Here is a 16,699-nt window from a genome sequence, read left to right as displayed (position 1 = left end):
TAGCGGCAAGTGATGGTAAAGTGCAAGCACCATGGAGACGCGATCCGGCTGCCCGATCAACCAGGCGGTGGAGGCCTTCGGCGACCGCTGGAGCCTGCTGGTCCTGCGCGACATCACCTTCGGTGGGCGTCGGCACTTCCGCGAGCTGCTCGCGGGCAGCCAGGAGGGCATCGCGTCGAACATCCTGGCCGACCGGCTGAAGCGGCTGGTCGAGGGCGGGCTGCTCACGCGGGACGATCCCGGCCGCGGCCGCCGGGCGACCTACAGCCTCACCGAGGCCGCGATCCAGCTCGTCCCGGTCTACGCCGTCCTCGGCTCGTGGGGCCTGCGGCACCGGGCGACCTCCGAGCCGCTGCGGGTGCGGGCCGAGCTCCTCGAGGCGGGCGGGCCGGCCCTGTGGGCCGAGTTCATGGACGAGCTGCGCGCGGTGCACCTCGGTGCTCCGGCGCCGGACGGTCCCTCGGCGACGGCGAAGCTGGCGGCGGCCTACGCGGCGGCGCTGCCGGACGGTGCGTGACGAGTGTCGAACCGACGGTGACCTCGGCCTCCGGACCCTGCGGCAGAACCGATTCCGTCGGAACCGGTTCTCGGGCACGGGCCGGACCCGGGTGTCACGCTCCGCGCCACCGTGACGACGGCGGGTGAGCACGGGTGTTCGCTGTTCGCCGTCCGACCGCGCTGACACGATGGCTCGCGTGATCGAATCCCTCGCCCACGACGCGGTGACCGAGCTGCGCATCGCCCGGCCCGACCGGCGCAACGCCCTGGACACCGAGCACTGCCGGGACCTGCACGCCGCCCTCGACGAGGCCGTGGCCGGCGGCGCCCGGGCGATCGTGCTCACCGGCGAGGGCACGGCGTTCTGCTCCGGCGCGGACCTGCACACCGTGGGCGATGCCGGGTTCCTCGACGCCCTCTACGCGATGCTCCAGCGCCTGGTCGCGGTCGAGGTGCCCGTCGTCGCGGCGGTGCAGGGCCCGGCGATCGGGGCCGGGACGCAGCTCGCCATCGCCGCGGACCTGCGCGTCTGCTCCGAGCAGGCGGTCTTCGGGCTCCCGACGGCGGCCCTCGGGCTCGCCGTCGACCCGTGGACGGTGCGCCGCCTGGCGCTGCTCGCCGGGGGTGGGCCCGCACGCCGGATGCTCCTGGCCTGCGAGCGCCTCGACGTCACCGCCGCGGCGGGCCTCGTCGACCGCGTCGCCGAGGACGCACCCGCGTCCGCCCTCGCCTGGGCGGCCGAGATGGCGGAGCTGGCACCGCTGACCCTGGCCTACAACAAGCTCGCGGTGAACCGGCTGCTCGAGGATCCCACCGACCCGGAGACCCTCGACGCGGTCGCCGCCGGCTTCAGCGCCTGCTGGTCCAGCGAGGATCTCGCCGAGGGCCGCCGGGCCCGCGAAGAACGACGAGCGCCCCGCTTCGTCGGGAAGTAGCCTCACGCGCACCTCACGAGGCGGGCGAGAGGTGGGCTCATGACCGACACGGAAGCACGTCCGGACACCGAGCTGCGGGCCGGACTGCGCAACCGGCACGTCGCGATGATCAGCATCGCCGGGGTGATCGGCGCCGGGCTCTTCGTGGGCTCCGGGACGGCGATCTCGACCGCCGGACCCGGGGTCCTGCTGTCGTACCTGTTCGCGGGCCTGCTGGTCGTGCTCGTGATGCGGATGCTCGGCGAGATGGCCGCCGCGCAGCCCGACTCCGGCTCGTTCTCCACCTACGCCGAGCGCGCGATCGGGCCGTGGGCCGGGTTCACCGTCGGCTGGCTCTACTGGTGGTTCTGGGTCCTGGTGATCCCCGTCGAGGCGACGGCGGCCGCCACGATCCTCAACTCGTGGGTGACCGCGGTACCGCAGTGGACGTGGGCGCTCGTCGTCACGCTCCTGCTCACCGTCACCAATCTCTTCGACGTCTCGAACTACGGCGAGTTCGAGTTCTGGTTCGCGCTGCTCAAGGTGGTCGCGATCGTCGCGTTCATCGTGGTCGGCGTCCTCGTGGTGGCCGGGGTGATCCCGGTGCCCGCCGGGGACGTCGGCGGCCTGTCGCGCCTCGTCGACCAGGGCGGGTTCCTGCCGAACGGGATCGGCGCCGTCGTCGCGGCCGTCCTCGTGACCATGTTCAGCTTCATGGGCACCGAGATCGTCACGATCGCCGCGGCGGAGTCCGACCACCCGGCCCAGCAGATCCGGCGCGCCACCCGCTCGGTGATCTGGCGGATCTCGCTGTTCTACCTCGCGTCGATCCTGCTCGTCGTGATCATCGTGCCGTGGACCGACCCGCGGCTGCCGGAGAACGGGTCGTACCAGGCCGCGTTGGAGGTGCTCGGCATCCCGGGCGCGAAGGCGATCGTCGACGTCGTCGTGCTGGTGGCCGTCGCGAGCTGCCTGAACTCCGCGCTCTACACCGCCTCGCGGATGATCTACTCGCTCGGCCGACGCGGCCGGGCGCCGGCGGCCGTCACCCGCACGACCTCGCGCGGGGTCCCGCGCACCGCGGTGCTCGCCTCGACCGCGATCGGCTTCCTCACCGTGATCGCGAACTACGCGTTCCCGGAGGAGGTCTTCTCCACCCTGCTCGCGACGTCGGGTGCGGTGGCGCTGCTGGTCTACCTGGTGATCGCGGTGTCGCAGCTGCGGCTGCGCCGCGCGCTGGAGCGCGACGGCGTCACGATGCCGGTGCGGATGTGGGCCTACCCGTACCTGACCTGGGCCGTCGTGGTCGTCATCCCGGTGATCCTGGTGTACATGGCGACCCGCGAGGGTTCCCGGTTCGACCTCGCGATGACGGCCGTGATCGCCGTCGTCGTGGTGGCGGTCGGGGTGGCCACGACCCGTCGTCGGGACCGGGTGGGGTAGCTCCGGCTCAGTCCTCGCCCGGCCAGTGCGCCAGGGTCTCGAGGTACTGCCGGCGCACGCCCTCGACGTGCTCGTCGAGGTCGGCGGGGTCCCACGTCGAGACGTCGATCGGCGGGAGCACGGCCACCTGCACCGTGCCCGGGTGGATCACCATCGCGTTGCGGCTCATGAACTCGCCGGTGTTGCGGAAGACCAGGGGCACCACCGGGACGCCGGCCTGCATCGCGAGGTGGAACGCGCCCTTCTTGAACCGACCCGGGCTCGGCGTCGCCGACCGCGTGCCCTCCGGGGCGATCACCACCGAGACCCCCGAGCGCAGCCGCTCGACGGCGGGCTCGAGGGCCTTCCGCGCCTGCGTGTTGTCCGCGCGGTCGATGAACGCCGTCTCCAGCAACCGCATCAGCGGCCCGAACATCGGGTTGTTCGCCAGTTCCTTCTTCGCCACCGGCGCGAAGTTGCCGCGCAGCAGCCCGCCGAGGACGAGCACGTCGAGCTGGCTCTGGTGGTTGAACAGGAAGACCGCCGGCTGGTTCTCCCAGATGTGGTGCCCGCCCACGACGTCGAGCGTGACGCCCGAGGCCAGCAGCGACAGGTCGCCGCCGAGCCCGATGCCGAGGTTCAGCCCGGCGCGTCGCGACCCGCCCAGCAGACCCAGCCCGAGCCCCGTCACGAACCCGCCCATCATCCCGGCGTAGGTGCCGACGGTCCGGGCGACCTCCACCGGCCCCGTCCACGGACGGCCCGCGAAGTCGATGGTGGGCCAGCCCCGCTCCGCGGCGGCCCGGCGCAGTCCCGACGACGGGTTGACCGCGGTCGGCCGTCCGACCGTCGCGAGGAAGGGCACGTCCTCGTTGCCGTTGGAGTAGGCGAAGCTGTGGTCGAGGTCGACCTGGTGGGCGGCCGCGAACTCCTTGACGGCGGCGGCCTTCCCCTCGCCGTAGGGGCTGCGGCCGTCGGGACGCCCGGTGATGCGCCCGTCCTCGCCGACCTCGACCGCCGTGTAGATGGTGTGGTCGACCCCGAGGGCCTCCGCGGCGGGCTCGACCTGGAAGCGCGTCGCGGACGATGCCAGCACCACGGTGTGCCCCCGGTCGAGGTGGGCGCGCACCAGCCGCCACGCCTCCGGGTACACCGACGGGCCGATCTCGTCGCGGAACAGCTGACGGCCGAGCTTCTCCAGCTCCTCGGGCCGACGGCCCACCCACGTCCGCAGGGTGATCCCGAGGAACTTCTTGAAGTCCTCCTCGGTCTCCAGCGCCTGGCCGCCCGCGGCTGCGAGCGTGCGCACCGTCGTCGGGACGTCGATGTCGAGGTGGGTGACGTGGTGGCGCATGAAGGCGACCACGGAGTAGCCCGCGATCACGGTGCCGTCGAAGTCGAAGAACGCGCCGATCGACGGGCCCTCCGCGGAGTTCCGGACGTCGGCGACGAGGGACTCGGGGCTGGGTCTCGACACGCTAGGGCCTGACACCGGTGCTCTCCTGTCGGTTGCGGGCATCGGTCTCGTCGATGCGGACGACCCGGCCGACCACGGCGCGCACCTCGTCGGCGAAGTCCCGACGGCGGGTCGCGAGGGCGGCGAGCGCGTCCTGGGACGGGTCGCCGTCGGGGAGGGTCACGAGCCCCCTGTTCCCCGCGAGGCGCAGTGCTGATGCGAACAACTCCCGGGAGAGCGCCTCCGGCCCGTGCAGGCGGCCCTGCAGGAGCAGCTGGCGGCCGACCGCGGAGCAGTCGTCGAAGAGCTCGTCCTCGACGACGGGGGTGGCCACGTCCCAGGCCGCGAGGCGCTCGGCCACCACCCACTGCGCGTCGACGAACGAGCGCAGCACGCGGTGCGCGCACAGGAACTTGCTCGCGAGCAGGATCTCCTTGGTGCGCGAGACCGGCCGTCCGACCTCGGTCCAGTCCGGGTCGATCAGCGTCAGCTCGTCGGAGAGCTCGGCCCGGAAGGTCTCCTTGTCGGGGAAGAAGAACTCGTACTTGAGCAGGTCGCGCAGCGCGAGGGCGTGGGTGAAGCCGGCGGCGAGCGCCTCCCGCCCGTCGTCGGCGTCGTCGACCTCGAGGACGGCGAGCTCGACGATCGCGCGGTTGACGAAGTGGTGGATCGCCGAGTTCCGGTAGAAGGCCGCGACGATGTGGTGTCCCGGCTCGATCGAGAACACGGGCTCCGTGCCCTCGGTGTAGGCGGTGACCACCTTCTCCTGGCGCAGCGAGAGCAGGGCCTCCGCGACGCCACCGTTGGTCCGCAGCGACTCGATGCCGGTGTGCGGGAGCTTGCGCGCCTCGACGTAGTCCAGGACCGGCTCGACGACGCGGCGCACCTGGGAGAGGGTCAGCGCCCGGTCCCGCACCCCCAGCAGCGTCAGGGCGGCCAGGGCGATCGGGGTCACCGGGGTGACCCGGTTGATCCGCACGAACACCTCGAACGCGGTCTTCTGCAGGGCGAGCCGCCGGGCGGGCGAGTCCCCGGCGTCGTCGGCTACGAGGTCGGGGTCGCGCTCCAGGGCGGGGTCGCCGGCGGTGGAGAGCGCCTGGCGCAGCGAGAGCGGCTCGCCGAAGGCCACGTGCAGCGACCCGACCCGACGGCGCTGGGCCCGCGCGTACCCGGCGAGCCAGCGCAGACCCTCCGGGGTCTTCGTGGCTCCGGTCTGCTCGGCCGCCATCTGGTGGACTTCCTGCAGCTGGTCGTGCGTGATCGACACCGGCACCAGGTAGACGTCGGAGGTGCGGCGGGTCTCGACCGCGTGGGCCACGTCGGCGAGCAACCCGTACTTCGGCGGCCGCAGCTTCCCGGTGCGCGTGCGCCCGCCCTCCATGTACCACTCGAGGTTGAAGCGCTTCGCCGCGAGCCACGAGAAGTACTCGCGGACCATCGACTTGTAGACGACGTCCTTGCCGAAGCTGCGGCGGATGAAGATGATCCCGCTGCGTCGGGCCAGCGCCTCCAGGCCCCAGATCCGCAGGTTGTTGCCCCCGAGGACGTGGTTGCGCGGGAAGTCGTTCTCGCGCAGCACCTCGGCCAGCACGAACGGGTCGGTGTACGAGCGGTGCGAGGGCAGGAAGACCAGCGCGTGCTCGGCGTTCAGCTCCCGCAGGGGCTCCAGCCCGCTCGTGTCCGCGTGCACCTCCCACGCGCGCTCGTGCATCGGGCGCAGGACGCCGGAGAACATGTCGACCGCGGTCGGGTCCATCGCCGCGACGAGGCCCTGCAGGTGCTTCTCGGCCTCCGCGGCGACCTCGGCCTCGGACTCGCCGGTCTCCGCGGCCAGCCGCCGGACCTCGCGGGCGAAGTGGGCACCGCCGACGATCTGGTCGGAGACCTCGCGCGGCACCTTGGAGCGGTTGCCCAGCACGGTCCGCTCGGCCCGGTCCAGCGCGAGGTTGGCCTGCTGGGAGACGAAGCGGACGAAGTCCTGGGTCTCGGTGGACATCCGCTCGCGGCGGTGGCGCACCAGCAGCTCGCGGACGGTCGCGGGCCGGCCGACGACCACGCGGTGGCGCTGGCGGTCGGTGCGTTCCTGCTGGAGACGGAGCGCAGCGGAGCTCGACCAGCGGCCCTGCGCGACGGCGGCCCGGGCCCTGTCGCGCAGCTTGGAGCGGCGGGTGACCGCGTCGAGGACGCGGAGCAGCGGCTTCGTGGGCTCCGGGCCACCGAGCTCCCAGACCAGGCGCACGGGCACCAGCAGCGGGTTGTCGCCGTGGGTCAGCCGGGCCGCGAGCTGCTCCCCGCCGGCGGGGACGGTCTCGACGGTGCGGCCGTTGCCGGGCTGGTTGACCCCGAGCCAACGGTCGATGAGCCGGCGCTCCAGCACGCTCGGGGCGTCGACGAGGACGACGAGTGCGCGGTCACCGGACTCGGGCAGCACGCCCGCGGGCGTCGCCGGGACGGGCCGGCCGACCGGGGCCGGCTGATCGCCGGGACCGGGGTACGCGGCGGCCGGATCTGCGCCCACGGTGCACCTCCCGCGTCGAGCCCGATCCGCCGGGACGGCAGCGGCGCGGGTGCGCCCACCCTACCCGGATGTCGGGCCGCGGTGATCGCCACGCGTCGCCGTTCGGATGCAGGGGTACGCATCGGTCCGAAGGCCTTTCCGGTGCGAGGAGTGACGACGTGCGTGCAGTGCAGGTGCCCCAGGCGGGCGGGGATTTCGAGCTCGTGGAGCGCGACCTGCCCGAGCCGGGGGAGGGCGAGGTCCGCGTGACGGTGCAGGCCTGCGGGGTCTGCCACTCGGACATGTTCGCCAAGGAGGGCGTGATGGGGGACGCGACGCCGTTCCCGATCGTGCCCGGGCACGAGATCGTGGGCGTCGTCGACGCCCTGGGCGCCGGTGTGCGCGGCGACTGGAAGCCGGGCGACCGCGTCGGCGTCGGGTGGTTCGGCGGCGCCTGCTACCACTGCGAGTCGTGCCGCCGCGGTGACTTCATCACGTGCGCGAACGGCCGCATCCCGGGCGTGACCTTCGACGGTGGGTACGCCGACGCCGTCGTCGTGCCGGCCGACGCGCTCGCCCGTGTGCCCGAGGAGCTGTCCGCCGAGGAGGCCGCGCCGCTGCTGTGCGCGGGCGTGACGACCTTCCACGCGCTGCGCTCCAGCGTGGTCCGCCCCGGCGACCGGGTCGCCGTGATGGGGATCGGGGGCCTCGGGCACCTGGCCATCCAGTTCGCGGCGCGGATGGGCTGCGAGGTCGTCGCGATCTCCCGCGGCACCGCCAAGGCGGACCTCGCGAAGCAGCTCGGGGCCCACGTCCACGTCGACTCGCAGGCGTCCGACCCGGGCGAGGCGCTCGCCGCGATGGGCGGTGCCACCGTGATCGTCGCGACCGCCACCGACGGCGGGGCCATCTCCGCGCTCGTCCCGGGCCTCGCGCCGCGCGGCCAGCTGATCGTCGTCGGCGCCGCGGAGACCCCGCTGACGATCGACGCGATGTCGTTGATCGGTCCGGCGGCGCAGGTCGCGGGCCACCCGTCGGGCACCTCGAAGGACTCCGAGGACACCCTGAACTTCTCCCGCATCACCGGGGTCCGGCCGATGATCGAGACGATGCCGTTGGAGAAGGCGGCCGAGGCCTACGCGAAGATGATGGCGAACGACGCCCGGTTCCGGATGGTCCTCACCACGGGGAACTAGGCGAACCGCTGCAGGGCCCGGGTGAACGCCCAGGGCTCCTGCGCGATCCCGCTGCAGTCGTCCGCCTCGGTCGCCGTGCCGGGGCACCCGCCGTTGTCCCGCAGCAGCGACCACGCGCCGATGTAGCCGTAGCCCCGGGCGCGGGCGCCGTCGACCACGGCGCCCGCGTCCGCGAGCGTCGTCGTCGCCTCGGTGTCGTTGCGGCCGATCATCAGCGTCAGCCCGACGCGCTGCGCGACGTCGGCGGGCTCGGAGCCCGGCCACATCCGCTGCAGCGCGGCCAGGGAGAGGTCGGCGGCGTCGAGCATCGACTCCGCCCAGCTCCCGCGCTGCTCGAAGTTCATCACCATCAGGTTGATCCGCGTCGCCACGCCGCGCTCGGACACGGCCTCCACGAGCTCGCGGGCGTCGTCGGTCATGCCCGCGTCCGCGCTCTCCACCTGCACGGTCAGCGTGATCCGCGCTCCCCGCCGGTCCTGCAGCAGCTGCAGCGCGTCCGCGACCCGGGCCATGGAGACGTCGCGGCCCTTGTCGGTCTCGATGTCGACGTCGAGGTGGTCGGTGCCGGCGGCGTCGAGGGCCGCGCCGTAGGCCTGCGCGAGGGAGGCGGCGTCGGGGCACCGGGTCTCGAGGTAGTCGCCGACCGCGCCCCCCGAGGAGACGGTCACCGTCCCGCCGCGCGCCTTCAGACCGGCGACGGACGCCGCGACCGCCGGGTCGGTCATCGGGGTGGTGCCGCCCCACGTCGGGGTGCACCCCTGGCCGGCCAGGACGAAGCCCAGGACCACGTCGCGCTGCCCGGAGGCCGCGGCGACCGCCCCGAGGTCGGGCAGCGGCGGGGTCGTCAGGTCCACGTACGGGGCCACCCGGACCGTCGGTAGGGGACCGTCCGGGGCGCGCGGCCCGGGACGGGTCGAGGCGGGCGCCGCGGTCGTCGCGGCCGCGGGCGTGTCCGGCGAGCCCTGCGCCGCCCGCACGGGGGAGGGGACGACCGAGCAGGCGACCAGGACGACCGTCAGCAACGCACCCGCGAGGGCGGCGCGGAGGGCGACGATCACGTGTCGATTGCCTGCTGAGCCGGCTTCTTGACGGCGTCGTCCTGGGGCTGGGCGGGCTCGGCCGGCTGCACGGGCTGGGCGGGCGCCTGCGGCACGACGGGGGCCGGCGCGACGGGAGCGGGCGCGACGGGCGCCGGCACGACCGGCTTCGGGGCGACCTTGCGCGGCACCGTCGTGCGCGGGACCACCTTCTTCGTCGTGGTGGTCTTCTTCTTGACCGGGGTCTTCTTCGTGGTCGTGACGTCGTCGGCCGGGGTGGCGATGACCGGGCTCGGCACCACCGGGGCGGGGACGGCGGGCGAGGACGGGGCGAGGGAGGCGCCGTTGGCGACCGGCGCGGCCCCGCCGACCGGCCCGCTCGACCCGGCCAGCGCCCCGGTCACGACGACGCCGACGTAGCCGGCCGCGAGGGTCGCGGCCACGGCGGCGAGCCCCTTGAAGCGTCGGGCGCGCCGGCCGCTGCCGTCGACGAAGACCGGGCCGGCCTGCGCGCGGGCGCCGGGGGAGTTCGGGATCAGGGTCGTGGTGGCGCGGGCCGCGATGTCCTCGGCCGAACTGCGCTGCGCCGAGCCGGCCCGGATCTCCTCCGGGGAGCTGCGGCGGGCGGGGGCCGCGGTCGTCGGCACGTGGACGGTGGGGGCGGCCGGCGCCGGGAAGGGCTGCGAGTGCCCGGGCACGGGCCGCGGGGCCGGCACGGCGGCCGGCCGGGCGGCGACGGTGCGCTGTGACGGAAGGTGGCCCGGCTGCACCCGATCGGTGGAGTCGAGCACCGTGTACCGGCGCGTGGTGCCGTCCGTGGCGCGGTGGTTCGCCATGATTCGTTCCCTGCCGTCCCCGATCGGTGATCGACGCCCGGACGGACGTCACCCGTCCGAGGTATCGCCGAGAAGGATGGCACCGTTACCGCGCGGTGACCAGATCGTGCTGTTCGTCAGCTCGATCACGTCGCGGCCGGGCCCGTTCATGACGAAGGCCCCGGCTCTCCGTGGAGAACCGGGGCCTTCGTGGTGTCGGGGTGGCGGGATTCGAACCCACGACCTCCTCGTCCCGAACGAGGCGCGCTACCAAGCTGCGCCACACCCCGAGCGTGTCGCTCTGATGACGAGCCTACCTGGTGGGTCCGGCGGAGCGGGACGGGGGCCGGGTGCCGCTCGCCGGCGCGGTCGCCGAGGCTGCACCGACGGTCCGGACCGGGACGAGCTCGAGCAGCGTCGCCTCCGGGCGGCAGCAGAAGCGGGCGGGCGCCCAGGGGGAGGTCCCGAGCCCGGCCGACACGTGCAGGCGCAGGTGGGCGCCCCACCGCGACGGCCCCTTCACCCGCGACCGGTCGATCCCGCAGTTCGTCACCAGCGCCCCGTAGCCGGGCAGGCACAGCTGACCGCCGTGGGTGTGGCCGGCCAGGACGAGGTCGTAGCCGTCGGCGGCGAACCCGTCGAGGACCCGGGGCTCCGGGGAGTGCGTCAGTCCGAGTCGCAGGACGGGCGTCCCGGACGCGTCGGCGGGTTCGAGGGGCCCGGCGATGCGGTCGTAGTCGTCGTGGCCGATGTGCGGGTCGTCCACCCCGGCGACCGCGATCCGTTGCCCCGCAACCGTCATCCCGAACCGGGCATGCGTGGCGTCGTGCCACCCGCGCTCGAGGAACGCCGCCCGCAGGTCCCGCCACGGCAGCTCCGGCCCGAGGACGCGGTGCTCGGGCCGGAACAGGTAGTTCGCCGGGTTCTTCGGCGTCGGCGCGTGGTAGTCGTTGCTGCCGAACACGAAGACACCGGGCCGGTCCAGCAGCCGGCCCAGGGCCCGCAGCACCACGGGCACGCCGCGCGGGTGGGACAGGTTGTCCCCGGTGTTCACGACGAGGTCCGGCTCGAGTTCGGCGAGGCCGGCCACGAACCGCTCCTCCAGGCGCTGGCCGGGCCGCAGGTGCAGGTCCGCGACGTGCAGCATCCGCAGCGGGCGCGCTCCCGGCGCGAGAACGGGCATCGTCACGCGGCGCAGGACGAACCGGTGCCGCTCGATCACCGAGGCGTAGCCGAGGCCGAGCGCACCGGCGGCCGAGGCCGCCAGCGTGACCCGACCGGCCGTCCGGACGAACCTGCCGACCTCAGCCACGCGCTCTCCGTCTCAGCCGCCGGGTGCCGGGCCGACCGCCGGGGCCGCCACGGCACCGGGTGGCGGGGGCGGCGCGGGGACGGAGCCGCTCGCGACCTGCAGCGTGATCGGCTGGTTCGGCAGCGCGGTTCCCCGCGGGGACTGCCCGACCACGGTACCGGCGGGCGCCCGGTTGTTCACCGCGCTCCGCACGACCGAGAACCCGGCCTCGCGCAGGGCCTGCTCGGCCTGGTCGGCGGACTGCCCGACGACCTCGGGGATCTGCTCGTTCGTACCGCCGGAGACGTACCGGGGGTCGGTCGCGGGCAGGGGCTGCACCGGCGTCGGGGCGAGGACCGGGTTCATCGCCTTGTACCAGGTCCGCGCGGGCGTCTTGCCGCCGAAGATGTTGCCGTCCGAGCAGGGGAACGGCGGCGAGTCACCGCCGCCGTCGCACAGCGGGCGCGGGGACGACGAGTCGTCGAACGTGATGACCGCGCCCGAGAGGCCCGGGGTGAAGCCGAGGAAGGCGGCGGACTTGTTCTGCTGCGTCGTCCCGGTCTTGCCCGACATCGGCCGGGTCCAGCCGTTCTCGCCGGCGGCCGCGGCCGACGTCCCGCCGGGCTGGTCGTCCTTGCTCATCCCGACCATGAGGGTGTCGGCCAGCGTCGGCGGGACGACCTGCTCGCAGGGCTGCTCGGAGACCGGCACCGGGGCGCCGTCCGGGTCGGTGATCGAGACGATCGGGGTCGGCGGGCACCAGGTGCCGCGCGACGCGAGGGTGGCGCCGACGTTCGAGAGCTCGAGGACGCTCGTGGGCGTGACGCCGAGGGTGAAGGAGCCCTGGTTCTGCTCCTTCGCGATCTCGGCGATCGACTTCCCGCCGTTGCCCTGCGGCTCGGCGAGCGAGCGCATGCCGAGCTTCACCGCCATGTCGACCACCGGGGCGACGCCGGTGTACTCCATGAGCTTGACGAAGCCGGTGTTCGGCGACTGCGCGAGCGCGTCGGTCATCGACAGGACGGGGGCGTAGCTCCCGGCGTTGCGGACCGGGAACGGGTTGCCCTGGCCGTCGCGGTAGATCGGCGACGCGTACCCGTCGGGCGGGATCTGCATCTGGTAGTCGATGCCGAGGCCCTTGTCGAGCGCGGTGGCCGCGGTGAACACCTTGTAGACCGACCCCGCGCCGAGGTTCACCGGTTCCCACGGCAGGCCGTAGCTGGTCTCCAGTTCGGACCCGTCGACCCCGAAGACGCGGTTCGAGCCCATCGCCGTGACCTCGTGCCGGGTGGCGCCCGGGGAGACCGCCGCCATCACGTCGGCGACGTTGCGCTGCCGGGCGGGCACCTCGTTGCGCAGCGCCGCGGTCATCGCGGTCAGCGACGCCCGGTCGAGCGTGGTGCGGATGGTGTAGCCACCGCGGTTGAGCTGCTCGGCGGGGAGCCCGGCCTGGCCGAGGTAGTCGACCATGTACTTGCAGAAGAACGCGGCGTCCCCGGCGCCGATGCAGCCGTTCGCGGGCGGCGCCGCGCTGGCGACGCCGAGCGGGCTGGCGGCCGCCTCCTGGGCCTGCTGCGGGGTGATCATTCCCTGCAGCCGCATCTGGTTGATGACCTCGTTGCGACGGCCGGTCGCCGCCTGGGGGTGCGCGACCGGGTCGAACGCGGCCGTCGACTGCACCATCCCGGCGAGCATCGCGGCCTGCGGGATCGTGAGCTTGTCCGGCGTCGTGTTGAAGTAGGTGCGGGCGGCGGCGCCGACGCCGTACGAGTTGTTCCCGAGGAACACGATGTTGAGGTAGCGCTGGAGGATCTCGTCCTTGGCCTGGCGCTTCGAGGTGCCCTCGGCGAGCTGGCGCTCGAGCTGCAGGGCGACGCGGACCTCGCGCAGCTTGCGGGCGTAGGTGGCCTCGGTCGCCTTGAGGCGCTCGGACGGGGTCCGCGCGGTCACGTAGAGCTGGTAGTTCTTGATGTACTGCTGGGTCAGCGTCGAGGCGCCCTGCTGCGTCGACCCCGCGGACTGGTTGGTGACCAGGGCGCGCAACGTGCCGGTCCAGTCCACGCCGTCGTGCTCGTAGAAGCGCCGGTCCTCGATCGCGACGATCGCCGCGCGCATCTCCGGCGAGATCTGCTCGAGCGGCGTGTTCTGCCGGTTCTGGTCGTACAGGTAGGCGATCGGGGCGCCCTGCTTGTCGGTCACCGTGGTGACCAGCGGGAGCTGCCCGGCCGCGAGGTCCGACGACGTGGCGCTCACCGTGTCGCTCGCGTCGTTGGACACCAGTCCGATCCCGCCCACCAGCGGGAACGTGATCCCGGCGAGGATCAGGCCGGCCACCAGGCACAGGCCCAGCAGCCGCGCGATCGGGCGGGCGGTGAGGCCACGCCGCGGGCGCTGCCCGCCGTCGGATCCAGTTCCCCCAGTCATCGGTGTCCAGGTTACTGGCCGCGAGGTGTGGTTCGTGCTCCCCGCGTGCGATGCGTGGCGACGACGGTGTTCACACGACAGATCCAGTTCGGCTCTTGGTCGGTGGAACCGTTCGCTCCTAGAGTGCGTCGAACCCCATGTACGGGCGGGCGCACGGCCGGCGGGGCCGCGCACCGGTGGGTCGGGGCCACCGGGAGCCATGGGGCCACACGAGGGCGGGATGACGTGGACGACGAGGCGGGAACGCGGAACTGGCGGCACGAGGCACGGTGCCGCCACGAGGACCCGGACACCCTGTTCGTGCAGGGTGCGCAGCAGCGGGACGTGCGCGAGGTCTGCAAGGCCTGCCCGGTGCGCACCGAGTGCCTGGCGCACGCGCTGGACAACCGGATCCGGTTCGGCGTGTGGGGCGGGATGACCGAGCGGGAGCGCCGGGCGCTGCTCAAGCGCCGCCCGGACGTCGTTTCGTGGTCGGCGCTGCTCGAGGCGGCACGCCGGGCGGCCCTGCGCCCGCAGCAGCCGGCTCCGGAGCGTCCGGCGGCGGAGCCGGCCGCTCCCGAGAAGCCGGCGCGTCGCGCGGGCTGACTCCGGTTCGTCCTGTCGCGGGTTTCCGCGGCCGGCACGCCGCCTTGTCGTGGGGATTCACAGCGACAGGTGGGCCAGTGGCGGTCGGGAACCCGCGACAAGGCGCGCCGGCCCCCGACGTCCCATGATCAACAGGTCCTCAGGGCTGTTCTGTCCGCACTCCGAGAGCTCTGAGGACCCGTTCGACCCGGACGTCGACCACATCCGCCGTCAGGACGTCAGCAGGTCACCGATCGCGCGGAGGCCGTCGAGGTCGTGGACGTCGGTGGCCATCGCCGGGACGTCCACCATCGGCACCGTCGGGTGCGCACGGGTGAAGCGGGCGAGGACGCGGCGCTCGCGCTCGGCGGTCTCCACGCGGTCGGCGTGCAGGCGCAGGACCGCCGCGGTCGTGGCGTCCCCGCGGGCGGCCTCGAGGGACTCCGCGCCCTCCCGCGCCCGCGCGCCCGACAATGTCGCGTGCACCGGGTGGGTGCGGTTGAGCACCATCCCGGCGAGCGGCATGCGCTCGTTCCCGAGCCGCTCGACGAAGTAGGAGGCCTCGCGCAGCGCGTCCGGCTCGGGCGCGGCGACCACGATGAACGCCGTGCCCGGCGCCCGCAGCAGCTGGTAGGTCGCGTTCGCCCGCTCCTGGAAGCCGCCGAACAGGGTGTCGAAGGCCTGCACGAACGCCGAGGCGTCCGCGAGCATCTGCCCGCCGAGGATCGTCGAGACCGCCTTGGCGAACAGGTTGAACGTCGACCCGACCAGCTTGCGCAGGGCGCTGCCGCCTGCCCGGGCGGGCGCGGAGAGCAGCCGGATCATGCGGCCGTCCAGGAACGAGGACAGACGCTGCGGCGCGTCCAGGAAGTCCAGCGCCGACCGCGACGGCGGGGTGTCGACGATGATCAGGTCCCAGCGTCCGGTGGCCGCCAGCTGCCCCAGCTTCTCCATCGCCATGTACTCCTGCGTGCCGGAGAACGACGAGGAGATGGTCTGGTAGAAGGGGTTGTCGAAGATCGCCTGCGCGCGGTCGGGCGTGGTGTGCCCGGAGACCATCTCGTCGAAGGTCCGGCGCATGTCGAGCATCATCGCCTGCAGCTCGCCGCCGGAGGCGCCCACGGACGCGCCCGGCACCACGCGCGGCTCGTTGTCGAGCTCCTCGAGTCCCATCGACTGGGCCAGGCGCTTCGCCGGGTCGATCGTCAGCACCACGACGCGCCGGCCACGGGCGGCCGCGCGCAGGGCCAGCGCGGCCGCGGTCGTCGTCTTGCCGACCCCGCCGGAGCCGCAGCACACCACGACGCGGGTCGAGCGGTCGTCGATCAGCGCGTCCAGGTCCAGGTGCTGCGGTCGGCGACCGCGCCCGGCGTCCGGAACGGTCTCAGCGGTCATGGCGCACCCCCTGCTCGCGCAGCAGTTCCGCGAGCTCGTAGAGCCCGCCCAGGTCGACCCCGTCGGCGAGCTCGGGCAGCTCGATCTGCGGCATGCCGGCGGCGTCCAGGCGCGAGCGCACCCCGGACTCGACGGCGAGTCGCTCGGTGTGCTCGCCGACCTCGGTGAGCAGTCCGTCCACCTCGTCGTCCTTGAGGAACAACCCCGCGGCCTCCAGGCCGGCCCGCAGCCCGTCCCCGTCGACGCCGACCCCGGCGACCGGCAGGCGCGCCGGACGGACCCGGTTGACCATGACGGCGCCCGCCGGGAGGTTCGCCCCGGTCAGCTCGTCGACGGTGTCCAGCGTTTCCTGGACCGGCAGGTCCTCGAGCTGGGTGACCACGTGCACCACGGTCTGCGGCGAGTGCAGCAGCGCGACGACGCCCTCGCTCTGCGTCCGGATCGGGCCGGTGCGCGCGAGGGTGCCCATGGCCTTGGTGACGTCGAGGAACTTCACGACGCGGCCGGTCGGCGGCGCGTCCAGGATCACCGCGTCGTAGAGCGGGCGGCGCGACCCGCGGGAGCGCCGGTCGTCGCCGACGGTGCGCCCGACGCACTCCTTGACCTTGCCGGTGAGCAGGACGTCGCGCAGACCGGGGGCCAACGTCGTCGCGAACTCGACGGCGCCCATCCGGCGCAGGGTCCGGCCGGCCAGGCCGAGGTTGTAGAACATCTCGAGGTACTCGAGGAGGGCCTCCTCGGCGTCCACCGCCAGGCCGCGGACCTCGCCGCCGTCCGGGGCGACCGCGATGCGCTGCTCGGCGTAGGGCAGCGGCGGGGTGTCGAAGAGCTGGGCGATGCCCTGGCGCCCCTCGACCTCCACGAGCAGGGTTCGGCCGCCGTCGGCGGCCAGGGCGAGCGCGAGGGCGGCGGCGAGGGTCGACTTGCCGGTCCCGCCCTTGCCGGTGACGACGTGCAGGCGGGCGCCGGCCAGGGCGTCCGGCCACCGCTCGACGCCGGCCTCGTCGAAGAGACCGGCGGCTCCGGTCTCGCGCTGAGTGCTCACGGCCACCAGCGTAGGACCGCCGTGGCGGGCCCGCGGGCCCCGGCCGGAGGGGCTGGGTCACACTCGGTCCCGGCGCCGGTGACGATGCGTGTACGGGCCGTCCCTGCAGGTGTGACGGGGCGTGGGCCGGTTCGGGGCGTGCCCG

General features: G+C 73.8%; 13 protein-coding genes and 1 tRNA gene. 5 read left to right on the top strand and 9 right to left on the bottom strand.

The genetic code is table 11. The features are described from left to right. The first annotated feature begins 31 nt into the window (after positions 1–31). From QRT03_RS00990 to QRT03_RS00980, 3 genes are all read left to right on the top strand, one after another. The gene (locus QRT03_RS00990) at positions 32–517 is read left to right on the top strand and encodes a winged helix-turn-helix transcriptional regulator (protein ID WP_286050559.1); all 486 of its coding nucleotides are present in this window, start codon (positions 32–34) and stop codon (positions 515–517) included. 169 nt (positions 518–686) lie between these two features. After that, complete coding sequence (locus tag QRT03_RS00985; protein ID WP_425604764.1) at positions 687–1,433, top strand: enoyl-CoA hydratase; 747 nt, start codon at positions 687–689, stop codon at positions 1,431–1,433. Positions 1,434–1,472: 39 nt separating this feature from the next. Next, positions 1,473–2,855 carry an amino acid permease gene (locus QRT03_RS00980; RefSeq protein WP_286050557.1) on the top strand — a complete coding sequence of 461 codons (1,383 nt, stop codon included), beginning with the start codon at positions 1,473–1,475 and terminating at the stop codon, positions 2,853–2,855. Between the two features lie 7 nt (positions 2,856–2,862). Here the strand turns inward: QRT03_RS00980 and QRT03_RS00975 are convergent, their stop codons facing one another. Further along, on the bottom strand, positions 2,863–4,311 hold the full coding sequence (locus QRT03_RS00975; RefSeq protein WP_286050556.1) for an HAD-IB family hydrolase: 1,449 nt from the start codon (positions 4,309–4,311) through the stop codon (positions 2,863–2,865). Between the two features lies 1 nt (position 4,312). Continuing rightward, complete coding sequence (locus QRT03_RS00970; RefSeq protein WP_286050555.1) at positions 4,313–6,808, bottom strand: glycerol-3-phosphate 1-O-acyltransferase; 2,496 nt, start codon at positions 6,806–6,808, stop codon at positions 4,313–4,315. A gap of 158 nt (positions 6,809–6,966) precedes the next feature. On the opposite strand from QRT03_RS00970, the gene QRT03_RS00965 reads away from it, so the two are divergent. Next, positions 6,967–7,983, top strand: a complete 1,017-nt coding sequence (locus tag QRT03_RS00965) for an alcohol dehydrogenase (RefSeq protein ID WP_286050554.1) — start codon at positions 6,967–6,969, stop codon at positions 7,981–7,983. Here QRT03_RS00965 and QRT03_RS00960 read toward each other — a convergent pair. From QRT03_RS00960 to QRT03_RS00940, 5 genes are all read right to left on the bottom strand, one after another. Next, a complete protein-coding gene (locus QRT03_RS00960; protein WP_286050553.1) occupies positions 7,980–9,041 on the bottom strand; it encodes a glycoside hydrolase family 18 protein in 1,062 nt (353 codons plus the stop codon). The genes QRT03_RS00965 and QRT03_RS00960 overlap by 4 nt on opposite strands. Continuing rightward, positions 9,038–9,856, bottom strand: a complete 819-nt coding sequence (locus QRT03_RS00955; protein ID WP_286050552.1) for a hypothetical protein — start codon at positions 9,854–9,856, stop codon at positions 9,038–9,040. The genes QRT03_RS00960 and QRT03_RS00955 overlap by 4 nt, the downstream gene beginning before the upstream one ends. 195 nt (positions 9,857–10,051) lie before the next feature. After that, positions 10,052–10,125 (bottom strand) — tRNA-Pro (locus QRT03_RS00950). Between the two features lie 23 nt (positions 10,126–10,148). Then, positions 10,149–11,147, bottom strand: a complete 999-nt coding sequence (locus tag QRT03_RS00945) for a metallophosphoesterase (RefSeq protein ID WP_425604763.1) — start codon at positions 11,145–11,147, stop codon at positions 10,149–10,151. Positions 11,148–11,159: 12 nt separating this feature from the next. After that, positions 11,160–13,550, bottom strand: a complete 2,391-nt coding sequence (locus QRT03_RS00940; protein ID WP_286050550.1) for a penicillin-binding protein — start codon at positions 13,548–13,550, stop codon at positions 11,160–11,162. A 225-nt stretch (positions 13,551–13,775) separates the two neighbouring features. Here QRT03_RS00940 and QRT03_RS00935 point away from each other — a divergent pair, with 225 nt between their 5' ends. Continuing rightward, positions 13,776–14,135: a WhiB family transcriptional regulator gene (locus QRT03_RS00935; protein WP_286050549.1), complete on the top strand. Its 360-nt coding sequence runs from the start codon at positions 13,776–13,778 to the stop codon at positions 14,133–14,135. Positions 14,136–14,345: 210 nt separating this feature from the next. Here QRT03_RS00935 and bagB read toward each other — a convergent pair whose 3' ends face one another. Next, positions 14,346–15,509: an ATPase BagB gene (gene bagB, locus QRT03_RS00930; protein ID WP_286050548.1), complete on the bottom strand. Its 1,164-nt coding sequence runs from the start codon at positions 15,507–15,509 to the stop codon at positions 14,346–14,348. Next, positions 15,499–16,554, bottom strand: a complete 1,056-nt coding sequence (gene bagA, locus QRT03_RS00925; protein ID WP_286050547.1) for an ATPase BagA — start codon at positions 16,552–16,554, stop codon at positions 15,499–15,501. The genes bagB and bagA overlap by 11 nt, the downstream gene beginning before the upstream one ends. Positions 16,555–16,699 lie beyond the last annotated feature (145 nt).

It is taken from the genome of Actinomycetospora termitidis, from assembly GCF_030286555.1.
Lineage (GTDB): Bacteria > Actinomycetota > Actinomycetes > Mycobacteriales > Pseudonocardiaceae > Actinomycetospora > Actinomycetospora termitidis.
This window is presented reverse-complemented; position numbering and strand designations above follow the sequence as displayed.

Excerpts from the sequence above, each read along its gene's own strand:
- bagB (WP_286050548.1), bottom strand. The coding sequence starts at position 15,509 with ATGACCGCTGAGACCGTTCCGGACGCCGGGCGCGGTCGCCGACCGCAG.
- QRT03_RS00985 (WP_425604764.1), top strand. The coding sequence starts at position 687 with ATGGCTCGCGTGATCGAATCCCTCGCCCACGACGCGGTGACCGAGCTG.
- QRT03_RS00990 (WP_286050559.1), top strand. The coding sequence starts at position 32 with ATGGAGACGCGATCCGGCTGCCCGATCAACCAGGCGGTGGAGGCCTTC.
- QRT03_RS00940 (WP_286050550.1), bottom strand. The coding sequence starts at position 13,550 with ATGACTGGGGGAACTGGATCCGACGGCGGGCAGCGCCCGCGGCGTGGC.
- QRT03_RS00955 (WP_286050552.1), bottom strand. The coding sequence starts at position 9,856 with ATGGCGAACCACCGCGCCACGGACGGCACCACGCGCCGGTACACGGTG.
- QRT03_RS00980 (WP_286050557.1), top strand. The coding sequence starts at position 1,473 with ATGACCGACACGGAAGCACGTCCGGACACCGAGCTGCGGGCCGGACTG.